11 protein-coding genes are annotated in these 11,762 nt (G+C 73.5%); 1 reads left to right on the top strand and 10 read right to left on the bottom strand.

Going from position 1 to position 11,762, the window contains the following annotated elements:
- Positions 1 to 73 precede the first annotated feature (73 nt).
- The 10 genes from hpf to ACF3NS_RS15405 all read right to left on the bottom strand — a co-directional run bounded on the left by hpf (position 74) and on the right by ACF3NS_RS15405 (position 11,236).
- Entirely contained in the window at positions 74 to 748 is a 675-nt protein-coding gene (gene hpf / locus ACF3NS_RS15360) for a ribosome hibernation-promoting factor, HPF/YfiA family (RefSeq protein ID WP_154594552.1), read from the bottom strand.
- A gap of 123 nt (positions 749 to 871) precedes the next feature.
- Positions 872 to 1,579, bottom strand: a complete 708-nt coding sequence (locus ACF3NS_RS15365; protein WP_154594551.1) for a phosphoribosyltransferase family protein — start codon at positions 1,577 to 1,579, stop codon at positions 872 to 874.
- Between the two features lie 156 nt (positions 1,580 to 1,735).
- Complete coding sequence (locus ACF3NS_RS15370; protein ID WP_154594550.1) at positions 1,736 to 3,538, bottom strand: GerMN domain-containing protein; 1,803 nt, start codon at positions 3,536 to 3,538, stop codon at positions 1,736 to 1,738.
- On the bottom strand, positions 3,535 to 5,328 hold the full coding sequence (gene mtrB / locus ACF3NS_RS15375; RefSeq protein ID WP_283809828.1) for an MtrAB system histidine kinase MtrB: 1,794 nt from the start codon (positions 5,326 to 5,328) through the stop codon (positions 3,535 to 3,537). Before mtrB ends, ACF3NS_RS15370 begins: the two co-directional genes overlap by 4 nt.
- A 3-nt stretch (positions 5,329 to 5,331) precedes the next feature.
- Entirely contained in the window at positions 5,332 to 6,012 is a 681-nt protein-coding gene (gene mtrA / locus ACF3NS_RS15380) for an MtrAB system response regulator MtrA (RefSeq protein WP_288797664.1), read from the bottom strand.
- Positions 6,013 to 6,218: 206 nt separating this feature from the next.
- A complete protein-coding gene (gene ahcY / locus ACF3NS_RS15385) occupies positions 6,219 to 7,691 on the bottom strand; it encodes an adenosylhomocysteinase (RefSeq protein WP_288797665.1) in 1,473 nt (490 codons plus the stop codon).
- A 107-nt stretch (positions 7,692 to 7,798) separates the two neighbouring features.
- Positions 7,799 to 8,977: an SIS domain-containing protein gene (locus ACF3NS_RS15390; RefSeq protein WP_154594549.1), complete on the bottom strand. Its 1,179-nt coding sequence runs from the start codon at positions 8,975 to 8,977 to the stop codon at positions 7,799 to 7,801.
- A gap of 38 nt (positions 8,978 to 9,015) precedes the next feature.
- Positions 9,016 to 9,210: a Trm112 family protein gene (locus tag ACF3NS_RS15395; RefSeq protein WP_154594588.1), complete on the bottom strand. Its 195-nt coding sequence runs from the start codon at positions 9,208 to 9,210 to the stop codon at positions 9,016 to 9,018.
- 5 nt (positions 9,211 to 9,215) lie between these two features.
- On the bottom strand, positions 9,216 to 10,664 hold the full coding sequence (locus ACF3NS_RS15400) for a phosphomannomutase/phosphoglucomutase (RefSeq protein ID WP_288797666.1): 1,449 nt from the start codon (positions 10,662 to 10,664) through the stop codon (positions 9,216 to 9,218).
- Between the two features lie 41 nt (positions 10,665 to 10,705).
- A complete protein-coding gene (locus tag ACF3NS_RS15405; protein ID WP_288797667.1) occupies positions 10,706 to 11,236 on the bottom strand; it encodes a DUF3499 domain-containing protein in 531 nt (176 codons plus the stop codon).
- A gap of 61 nt (positions 11,237 to 11,297) precedes the next feature.
- On the opposite strand from ACF3NS_RS15405, the gene ACF3NS_RS15410 reads away from it, so the two are divergent.
- A complete protein-coding gene (locus ACF3NS_RS15410) occupies positions 11,298 to 11,756 on the top strand; it encodes a metallopeptidase family protein (protein WP_288797668.1) in 459 nt (152 codons plus the stop codon).
- The last annotated feature ends 6 nt before the right edge of the window (positions 11,757 to 11,762 follow it).

Here is an 11,762-nt window from a genome sequence, read left to right on the forward strand (position 1 = left end):
CCGAGCGATCGCGACCGGCGCGCCGAGGGGCGACCCACCGGTGGCGGGCCGCCCCTCGGGCGCCGGCGCGAGATCAGGTCGAGCGACTCTCGAGGTCGGGCTCGACCTGCGTCTCCGTCTCGAGGTGCAGGACGCCGTAGGACCAGCCGCGGCGGCGGTAGAGCACGCTCGGCGCGCCGCAGTCGGCATCGGTGAACAGGAAGAAGTCGTGCCCCACCATCTCCATCTCGTACAACGCCTGCTCGATGTTCATCGGGGCCGAGCTGTGATGCTTGACGCGGACCTCGATCGGTGAGTCCGCGACCTCGACGACCTCCGGGCCGTCGTCCTGGGCCGCGCCGGCGTCGGCGGCGTCGGCGGCCGGCGGGGGCGCGGCGGCTGCACCGGGGACCGCGTCGACCAGCCGGGCAGGAGCGGGCACCTCCGTCGACGTCGTGACCTTGCGTCGCTTGCCGCGACGACGGTCGTTGGCCTTCTTGAGCCGGTCCAGGAGCTTGTCCGCCGCGATGTCGAAGGCGGCGTACTTGTCGTCCGACGTCGCCTCGGCCCGGATGACGGGACCCTTGACGCGGCACGTGATCTCGACGGTCATGGTGCCCACGCCGTTGGCGCTGCCGTGCCTGGAGACGACGATGTCCAGACGAGGATCGCGGTTGGCGAGGAGCTCGATCTTGTCGAGCTTCTCCTGCGCGTGCTCCCGGAACCGGTCGGAGACGGGGACGTGGCGGCCGGTGATCTGGATGTCCATGATTTCCCTCCTAGGGAGTGACCTGCTCGACGTACTCAGGCCCGTCGGGCCTGCGGAGAACTGTGTCGAACCACCCCCGTCCATCTGGGAGGACCACGCTCGTCATCGAGCCGTTGACCGACGTTAGCGCACCCGCCGGACAATGCCCAGCGCGTCGCGTGGCGGGTTGCGCCGGGTGGCCGCCACCACCACCGCACCCGCCACCACCACCCCCTCGGCCCGGAGCGCCCGGGCGGCCTCGAGGAGCGTGGCCCCGGTGGTCAGCAGGTCGTCCACGAGCAGGACCGGACGTCCACTCATGGCCTCGCCCCCGCCCGCGGCCACCCGCATCACGCCCTGCAGGTTGACCGCGCGCGCCTCCTGACCCAGGAGCGCCTGGTCGGCCGCGCGGCCGCCGACCGACAGGACGGAGCGGTAGGCCGCCCCGGGCACCGCCTCGGCCGCGGCCGCCACGAGCTGCTCGAGCGGGCGGTCGCCGCGCCTGCGTCGGGCAGCCGGCGACGTGGGGACCGGCACCACCACGACGCCCTCCCGCGGGGCGGGTCGTACCGCCCCCGCCGCCAGGGCGAGGGCCGGCACGAGCAGCTCGAGCAGCGTGTCGCGCAGGTCGCGTCGACCCTCGTCCTTGTAGGCGTGCAGCACGCGCCGGACCACGCCGTCGTTGACCGCGGTGGCCACCACGGGCGGCAGCCCCGGCGGGCAGGGGTCGGGAAGCACCGCGCGGGGGCCGCCGGGGTAGCACCACCCCCACAGCGCGGTGCGGCAGGGGCCGCAGACCCGCGCGCCAGGGTGGCCGCACGAGGCGCACCCCACAGGGAGCGCGAGATCCACGAGGGCCGAGACCAACCCTCGCGCCCCGTCAATGCCGGCACCCACCCCGCCACCCCCCGCCACGCCGCCCAGCGTCCCACGGGGTGGCGGCGGGCGGGCCGCACACGGCCGAGGCTGTGGACGGGGCCGATCGGCCGTCCACAGGTGGGCACGGCGTCAGTGGCCGGGGACCACGAAGTCGCTCGTGCTGGACACCAGCGGCACCAGGCCGTTGCCGGACCGGACCAGGGCGGCGCCCCGCCGCGTGGTGACGACGATGCTGCGGCTGCCGCCGAAGGTGGTGATGGAGGTGGGGTTGGGCACGGCGCCGAGCACCTGGCTGGGTCCGCTGATCGGAGCAATGACCACGCGCTGGTCGCTCTTGGCGTCGACGGCCCCGACCAGCCCGATGGTCTCCGCGTCCAGCCACGTCGCGTCGGTCACGTCCGTGGACCCGCCGCCGACCGTGATCGGCGTGGCCAGTCCGACGGGGCGACCGTCACGCCGCAGCACGCCGGCGACCCCCACGGTGGACGGCCCGCCGCCCGACGGCTCCGACACGACGAGGACGCGTTGCCCCTCGGGGGAGGGACGCAGCGCGATCACCTTGCGGTCGGACAGCCACGGCACGTTGATCGCCACCGGCGCACGCCCGCTCAGGTCCGAGGTCGGCTGCACGAGCACGCGGGTGCCGGCGTCGGTGCGCCCGGCCATCCACAGGTAGCCGCCCGGGTCGTAGGCCGGGCGCGTGAGGTCCCTGGCGAACCCTCGCACCCGCACCATCCGGCCCTCCCGCCAGCGAGCGAGCTCCTCGTCGTCGCCGTCGAGGCCGGCGATCTCGGTCCCGTCGGCGGACGATGCGAGGCGGTACCACTCGGGGCCGATGTCAGGCAGCGGCGGCCCGTCCGCGCGCGCCTCCTTGCGCGAGCGGCTCTCCGTGAGCTGACGGGGGTCGACCCGCTCCAGCCCCGCGCTGCTGCGCAGCAGGACCGGCCCCGTCGGCGGCTCGGCGTCGCGCAGGTCCACGTCCTGCGCCCCCAGGGCGCGGTCCGGCAACCCGGGCACGCTGAGCCGAGCACCGTCTGCCTCCAGCTGCACGGCCTCGACCCCGCCCACGGCCGTCAACGTGGCCGTCACCTGCTGCCACATGCGTCGCCGGTTGCGGTCGTCGGCGTTGAGTGCCCGGCTGCTGAGCACGACACGGGCCGTGCCCCCCTCGACCGACACCGAGCCGTGCGCCAGATCGGTGTACTCCGGCACGCCCGTCAGCACGGCGCCCTGCAGGTAGGTCGGCGGCGGCGCGAGCTGGGCCCGCGCCAGCCGCGTCACGAGTCCCGGGCCCTGCAGGAACCACCGGCGGTCCGTCACGGCGGTGTCGTCCGGCGTGACGTAGGTGATGGGGTAGCTGGCGTACAGACCGAAGTCCGCCCGGCTGATCCACACCGTGTGCTGGCCGTCGAGGCCCCCGTCGATGCGCCACTGATCACCGACCTTGACCAGGCGCAGCGTCAGCGAGCGCGTCTGGCCGGGCGGCAGCTCGGAGTAGTGGCCCTCCCGGTCGAGCTGCGCGCTGACCCGGCCGGTCACCACCACGGTGCCCGGCGCGGTGACCTTGACCGCGAGCGCCTCCGGCCCGTCGTAGATCCACCCCGAGCCGTCCGGCTGCCACTGGCTCGAGGCCCTAGGCGTGAGGTACTCGCGGGCGACGCTGCTGTCGTCGTCGGCCCCCAGACCCTGGCGCAAGAAGTCCGTCACGAGATCATCGGCGTCCGACCCGGCGACCGGGCCTCGCGGGATGATCCGCACCCCCGCGTCCTGCGCACCTGCGACGGCCTGCCCCTGGACCACGGGCGTCGACCTCGGCAGCCCGGCGCAGCCCGCCGCGAGGACCGCCGTGGCGAGCGCCACCACGCCGACCCGGGCCGTATGCCGACCCCGGGCCGCCCACCTGCCGCGGACCCTCGGGGGGGACGTCGTCACGGCTGGTTCACCCCGGTCGGGTCCTTGTGCGGCGGGGCCGCCGTGAGCTGGTCGGGCAGCAGCGCCAGCACGCCCGTCGTGCCGGCGTCGAGGGAGGTGCCCGGGACCGGGTCGAGGAGCTCGTCGGTGGTCTGCGCGGGCACGGGCGGGTTCACGCGCAACCCCAGCGGCTGCATCGGGAGGGGGGACTCGGTGACGTCCTCCCCGAAGGTCAGCGGCAGGGTGAGCCGGAAGCACGAGCCCACACCGGGCTGGCCCCAGGCCTCGAGCCACCCGTGGTGCAGGTGGGCGTCCTCCATCGAGATCGACAGCCCCAGGCCGGTGCCACCGGTGGTGCGCGCCCTCGCCGGGTCGGCCCGCCAGAACCTCGTGAACACCAAAGACGCCTCCCCCGGCCGCAGGCCGACCCCGCTGTCGCGGACCGCGACGGCGGCGGCCTCGGCGTTGCGGCCGATCTCGACGTAGATGGGTTCGCCCTCCCCGTGCTCGATCGCGTTGACGACGAGGTTGCGCAGGATGCGGGTGACGCGGCGCCGGTCCACCTCGGCGACCACCGGTTGCGGCGGCGCCACGATCGTGACGGGGCTGCCGCGGCGCGCGGCCAACGCGTCCGCGTCGTCGACGACCTCCTGCGCGAGCTGACGCAGGTCGACGGGCTGCGGCTCGATCGTCGCGGCCCCGGCGTCGATGCGGCTGATCTCGAGCAGGTCGGTCAGGAGGTTCTCGAACCTCTCCAGCTGGCCGGTGAGCAGCTCGGCGCTGCGGGCCGCGCCGGCGGAGAAGTCGCCCCGGGCGTCGTACAGCACGTCGGCGGCCATCCGCACCGTGGTGAGCGGCGTGCGCAGCTCGTGCGACACGTCCGAGACGAACTGCTGCTGCAGCCTGGACAGCCCCTCCAGCTGCACGATCTGCGTCTGCAGGCTGGACGCCATCCGGTTGAAGGACCGTCCGAGCACGGCGATGTCATCGGTGCCCTTGACCGCCATCCGCTGGTCCAGCCGCCCGGAGGCCAGCCGCTCGGCCACCTGGGCGGCCCGTCGCACGGGATCGACGACGAGCCGGGTGACGACGAACGCCACGCCGCCGATGAGCACGATCAGCAGGGACCCCGCGAGCAGCAGGTTGCGGGTCACGATGTCGAGGGCCTTGGCCTCGGCCCGCATCGGGTAGGCGTAGTAGAGGTCGTACCCGCCCACCCCCGGCGGCAGCTGGACGCGCGCGCCCACGACGACGGTCGGCAGCTCCCCGTCGTCGCGGGCCAGCGTCACCACCTGGATCTGCTGGTGGCCGCGGTCGGCCTGCACGCGGCCCTGCAGCGTCGCCGGGATCTCGCCGAGGGTGAGGTCGCCCGCGGCGACCGTCGGCAGCGGCTTGCGGGTGTTGTCCTGGGCAGGGGTGAAGATCACGTCCCTCGACAGGTCCGGGGCCTTGTCCTGCTGCACGATGTCGGTGGCCATCTGGCGCAGCGCCGCGTCGTCGGTCTTGTCGGCGTCGTCGAACCTCGCCTGCGCCGAGCGCAGCCGGGCAGCGGCGTCGTTGGAGGCGGTCCGGAGCTTCTCCTCGGTCAGCCCGTCGGCGACCCGACCGTGCAGGTAGGACCCGACGATCAGCAGCATGGCGGTCCCGAGGACCATGGTGCTGGCGACGGTCCGCAGCAGCAGGGACCGGCTCCACAGCTCGACCACGCGGTTGACCCCGTGCCGCATCCAGGAGCGTGCCAGGACCCCACCCCCGAGACGAGCGATCCGACCTCGCAGGGCCGCGAGGTCGGACTTGAGGGTGCGGGCCATGGCCTAGGCCGAGCCGCCGGCCTTGTAGCCCACCCCGCGCACCGTCAGCACGATCTCGGGGTGCTCGGGGTCGTGCTCGATCTTGGAGCGCAGGCGCTGCACGTGGACGTTGACCAGGCGGGTGTCGCCGGCGTGGCGGTAGCCCCACACCTGCTCGAGCAGGACCTCGCGCGTGAACACCTGCCAGGGCTTGCGCGCCAGCGCGACGAGCAGGTCGAACTCCAGCGGGGTGAGGGACAGCGTCTCGTCGCCGCGCTTGACGGCGTGGCCGGCGACGTCGATCGACAGGTCGCCGATGGTCAGGTGCTCCTGCTCGACCTCCTCGCCGCGCCGCAGCCGCACCCGCATCCGGGCGATCAGCTCGGCGGGCTTGAACGGCTTGACGATGTAGTCGTCGGCCCCGGACTCGAGCCCGACCACCACGTCGGTCGTGTCGGTGCGGGCGCTGAGCATGACGATGGGCACACCCGACTCGGCCCGGATGCGGCGGCACACCTCGACGCCGTCCAGGCCCGGCAGCATCACGTCGAGCAGCACGAGGTCCGGCTTGACCTCGCGGAAGGCAGGCACGGCTGCGCTGCCGGTCGCGACGTGCGTCACGTCGAAACCCTCGTTGGTCAGCACGATGCCCAGCATCTCGGCGAGCGCGAGGTCGTCGTCGACCACCAGGATCCGGGTCTTCACGGGGTGCTCCTTCGCTGCGGGACGTCCTGCGTCATCTTCACACACGGTGGGCCCGGGATAACGGTAGGGTCACGGACCTGCGGCGTGTCTCGGCCCGCCCGGCAGCCCCGTCGACCGGTGGGCCGGCGCACCGGTGACCAGGCCGTATGCCGCAGCGGGCCGACGCCCCCGGGGTGGAGGCGCGGGCCCGCGGCATACGACCGGTGTCAGTAGCGGTAGTGCTCCGGCTTGTAGGGGCCGGCGACGTCGACGCCGAGGTACTGCGCCTGCGGCTTCGACAGCTCCGTGAGCCGCACGCCCAGCGCGTCGAGGTGCAGCCGGGCGACCTTCTCGTCGAGGTGCTTGGGCAGGACGTAGACGTCGGTGGCGTACTCCCCCGGCTTGGTGAACAGCTCGATCTGGGCGATCGTCTGGTTGGCGAACGAGTTGGACATGACGAAGGACGGGTGCCCGGTGGCGTTGCCGAGGTTGAGCAGGCGTCCCTCGGACAGCACGATGATCGACCGGCCCGCGGGCTGACCGTCCTCCCCGGCCTCGGCGAAGGTCCACTCGTGCACCTGCGGCTTGATCTCCGTCTTGGTGATCCCCGGGACCTTGGCCAGCCCGGCCATGTCGATCTCGTTGTCGAAGTGGCCGATGTTGCCGACGATCGCCTTGTCCTTCATCGCGACCATGTGCTCGGTGCGGATGACGTCGTAGCACCCGGTGGTCGTGATGAAGATGTCCGCGGTCTGCACGACGTCCTCGAGCCTGGCGACCTGGTAACCCTCCATCGCGGCCTGCAGCGCGCAGATCGGGTCGATCTCGGTGACGACCACCCGTGCGCCCTGGCCGCGCAGCGAGTCCGCGCAGCCCTTGCCGACGTCGCCGTAGCCGCAGACCACGGCGACCTTGCCGCCGATCAGGGTGTCGGTGGCGCGGTTGAGCCCGTCGATCAGCGAGTGGCGGCAGCCGTACTTGTTGTCGAACTTGCTCTTGGTGACGGAGTCGTTGACGTTGATCGCCGGGAAGAGCAGCTCGCCGTCACGGGCCAGCTCGTAGAGGCGGTGGACGCCGGTGGTGGTCTCCTCCGTGACGCCCTTGATCTGCGCGGCCACTCGGGTCCACTTCTGCGGGTCCTCGGCCAGGGTGCGACGCACCAGGGCCTTGAAGACGCCGAACTCCTCGGAGTCCTCCTCGGTGGTGGGCGGCACCTGGCCGGCGGCCTCCCACTCCTTGCCCTTGTGGACCAGCATCGTGGCGTCGCCGCCGTCGTCGAGGATCATGTTGGCGTAGACCTGCTCGCCCGACGCGTCCTTCCCCCACGACAGGATCTGGTTGGTGCAGTCCCAGTACTCCTCGAGCGTCTCGCCCTTCCACGCGAAGACGGGGACGCCCTGGGGGTCCTCGGGGGTGCCCGCGCCGACGACGATCGCGGCGGCCGCCTCGTCCTGGGTGGAGTAGATGTTGCAGCTGGCCCACCGGACCTCGGCGCCGAGAGCGGTGAGGGTCTCGATCAGCACGGCGGTCTGCACCGTCATGTGGAGCGAGCCGGCTATGCGGGCGCCGGCGAGGGGCTGGGCCTCGGCATACTCCTCGCGCAGCGCCATGAGACCGGGCATCTCGTGCTCGGCAAGGCGGATCTGGTGGCGGCCCGCCTCGGCGAGCGAGAGGTCGCGGACCTGGTGGTCGAACGTCACGGTGGACAGTCCCTTCGGTTGGTATGACGACGGTCTGGGCCTGGCGCCGCCCCTCCGGGCTGCAGGGTCATCACCTGCGCCGACCGCCGGCAAGTCTAGGTGACGGGTCAGGGGTGGCCCGCCGCGCGCAGGTTGGCCACGTGGGGGTTGGTGGACGGGTCGAGCCCGAGCCCGAGGGCGGCGTAGGTGCTCAGGAAGTCGGTGAGCGCCATGACCTCGGCGAGCCGCACGGCCGGGTGCCTGGCCCCGCTCGTGATCTCCTGCACCCGGACGCCGACGTCGTGGGCCTCCTGCAGCACCGTCTCGGCCAACGAGGTCTGCTCGGGCGGTATGCCGCTGCCGCCCTCGCGCAGCATCAGCAGCCCCAGCGGCGGCTCCTCCGGGGCGTCGAGGAAGGGGTCGGCGAAGATGTCGCGCCCGCCGCGCGCGGCGGCGAGGCTGCCCGCGCCCTGCCCACCGGCCGCCGTGAAGGGACCGCCGAAGGTCGCCACGACCTGCGAGGCCCCGTCCGGCAGGCAGCCGTGCATCGCCGGGATGCGAGCCGTGCGGGCGAGCCCGGCCACGGCCCGGTGGGCGGCCACGCCCATCAGCGGGCCGTCACCCAGCACCACCGGGACCGTCTCGACCAGCGCCTGCGCCGCGATCTTGGCGGGGTTGACGAAGCACTCGGACGACGGCCGGCACGCCTCGGCCTGCGCGTCGAGACGGTCGGCGAGCTCGTCGAGGACCGGTGCCGGCAGGTCCACGACGCCGAGCGTGGCGCTCGCGAGCAGCACGGGCGTCAGCAGGGACCACAGGGACGTGCGCGAGGACACCAGCCCCCGCGGGACGGGGACGTGCAGGCCCCGCGCACGGGCGGTGACGTCGGCGAGGGGTGACTCGTCGGCGCCCACCGTCACCAGCTGGGCACCGCGTCGTCCGGCCTCGGCGGCGAGACCGAGGGGCCCGGGTGCACGCCCCGACAGCGAGACCGCGACGACCAGGTCCATCGGGCCGACCCAGGCCGGCAGCGGTCCCGCGGCGCGCTGGGACACCGGCACCGGGCTCTGCGCCTCCGCGAGGACGGTGAGGACCTCCCCCACCACCGCCGACCCGCCGAGGGCCGCCACGAGCACGGCGCGGGGGCGCTCCTCACGCTCGAGTCGGTCGATCCCGGCCTCGGCGGCGAGGTGCGCAGCCTCACGCACCTGCGCACCTGCGGTCGCGAGCGCCCGCAGGTGCCCCCGCGAGTCGAGGCGCTGCACCTCGTGCGGGTCGTCGACCAGTGCTTCGTCGAGCTGCGGCATCGCCGGCCCTCCTCGGGGAGTGGTGCGGTGCGGGTGGGTCAGAGGGTGCGGGCCTCGTCCAGGAGCAGCACGGGGATCCCGTCGACGATGGGGAAGGCCACGCCGAGCTCCTCGCAGCGCAGCTCGGGGCCGTCGGGCCCCTCGGCGTCGACGAGCCGATGCTTGCCGCCCGGGGACCGCAGGATCTCCCTCAGCCAGGGCTGGATCGTGCTGCTGGTGGTGGGCTCGCACATGTCGGTCACGCCTTTCCTCGGATGATCGTCAGGACCTCGTCGCGGACCCGCTCCATGGTGGCCCGGTCGGCTGCCTCGACGTTGAGTCGCAGCAGGGGCTCGGTGTTGCTCGGCCGCACGTTGACCCACCACAGCGGCTCGTCGCCGTCCGCCTCGTGGGTGGCCGTCAGGCCGTCCAGCTCGTCGACGTGCAGGCCACGCTCGTGCGCCCATGCGGTGACCTCGGCGCTGCGGGCGGCCTGGTCGTCGACGGTGGAGTTGATCTCGCCGCTCGCGGCATAGCGGTCGTAGCGGGTGACGAGCTCGCTGAGCGGTCCGTCCTGCTCGCCGAGCGCCGCCAGCACGTGCATCGCCGCGAGCATGCCGGTGTCGGCGTACCAGAAGTCCTTGAAGTAGTAGTGCGCCGAGTGCTCCCCACCGAAGACGGCGGCGTTGTCGGCCATCGTGGCCTTGATGTAGGAGTGCCCAACGCGGGTGCGCACCGCGCGGGCCCCCACCTCGGCCACGACCTCCGGGACGGCGCGCGAGGTGATGACGTTGTGCACGAACGTGAGGTCGGACGGGGAGGCGCCGGCCTGCGTCATACGAGCCGTCTCCCGCGCCACGATGAGCCCGGTGATCGCCGAGGGGCTCACCGCCTCGCCGCGCTCGTCGACCACGAAGCAACGGTCGGCGTCGCCGTCGAAGGCCAGGCCGAGGTCGGCCCCCTGCTCGACGACGGCCCGCTGCAGGTCGACGAGGTTGGCGGGCTCGAGCGGGTTCGCCTCGTGGTGGGGGAAGGTGCCGTCGAGCTCGAAGTAGAGCGGCACGACCTCGAGCGGCAGGGCAGGGAGACCGGCCGCGTCGCCGAGGACCGCGGGGACGGTCAGACCACCCATGCCGTTGCCCGCGTCGACGACCACCGTGATCGGGTCCGAGCGACGCGGCGACGAGAGGTCGACGAGGGAGCGCAGGAACCCGGCGTACTCACCGAGCAGGTCTCGCTCCACGACGGAGCCGGGCTCACCCTCGGCGGTCTCGGACGCGCCGTCGAGGATCTCCTGGGCCAGGTCCCGCACCTCGGCGAGGCCGGACTCCTGGCCCACCGGACGAGCGCCCGACCGGCACAGCTTGATGCCGTTGTAGGCCGCGGGGTTGTGGCTCGCGGTGAACATCGCTCCCGGCACGTCCAGGTGCCCGGCGGCGAAGTAGAGCCCGTCCGTCGAGCACAGGCCGATGAGGGTCACGTCCACGCCGTGCTGCATGGCCCCGTCCGCGAACGCCCGCGACAGCTCCGGCGACGACGGCCGCATGTCGTGACCGACGACCAGGCTGCGCGCACCCTCGGGCAGGATCACGGCTCGGGCGAAGGCCGAGCCCAGCGCTCGGGCCACGGCGGCGTCGAGCTGCTCGGGCACGAGCCCGCGGACGTCGTAGGCCTTGACGAAGGTGGACAGGTCGGTGCGTGAGGTCACGACGGGGAGCCTACCGGTCCGGTCCGACAGGGGGGCGTGGGTCAGCAGGACCGGGCCGGGGAGTTCCCCCCGGGCTCCGCGTCGTCGGCAGGGTCGGCCGCTTCGCCGAGGTCTCGCAGCACGCGCAGGTGTCCCCGACGACCCACCTCCACCGCGGAGACGGTGCCGGCCTGCCGGGCCACGCGGGCCGACACCTCCCTGGCCTGCTCGGACGTGCGGGGCGCCGCGACGAGCGTGCGGCGTTCGTCGGAGGTGCTCTCCTCCCCCGCGCCCGGTCCCGGCTCGGGCCCCGGGTCCGGCCTGCGGCGCGGGCGACGGACGGCGTCCGCAATGGCCACCAGCTCGTCTGGGGCGGGCTCCGGCTCGGCGAACTCCGGCACCAGGCGCACGAACTCCCACCCGCGGGGAGCAGTGAGTCGGCGGGCGTGGTCCGCGCACAGGTCGTACGAGTGCGGCTCGGCAAAGGTCGCGAGCGCCCCGAGGACGATCTGGGAGTCGGCGTAGACGTAGGTCAGCGTCGCGACTGCCGGTCGGCCGCAGGGGGTCTTGGAGCACGTTCGCTGCACGGTCACGGTGGGCAACCCTAGTCTCCGTTCTGCGGCATAGCCATTGGCGCGCCGTATCGTGATGGGCGTGAGCATCCCTGCCCCCGCACCCGACGACTCGTCGCCTCGACGGCTCGCGCGCGACCGTCGGGGCCGCGGCCGACGCGGGCCCCTCGCCTGGCCCCCGGTGCCCGAGATGACGTCCCGCGAGGACAGGTTCGACCAGCTGGTCCTCGACGCGGTCGAGCGCCTCGTGCCCCGCGCCGGTGGCCGCCTGGACGGCGTGGAGGTCGCGGTGGAGCTCGTGCCGGGCGGCGACGTCCTGGTGGCCGCGGAGCAGGAGGGCTCGATCCCGCTGGGTCACGCCCGCCCCGGGCACGGCCGGTCCGACGCCCGCATCGTCGTCTACCGCCGCCCCGTCGAGTCCCGCGTGCGCGACCGCACGGAGCTCGCCGAGCTCGTCGATGCCGTGGTGGTGGAGCAGGCCGCAGCCCTGCTCATGGTCGCCCCTGAGGACCTGGACCCGGACTACGACGGCCATCCATGAGGGCTG

Origin of the sequence: Arsenicicoccus cauae (genome assembly GCF_043162025.1) — a bacterium.
In the GTDB taxonomy this organism is placed as follows: domain Bacteria; phylum Actinomycetota; class Actinomycetes; order Actinomycetales; family Dermatophilaceae; genus Arsenicicoccus; species Arsenicicoccus cauae.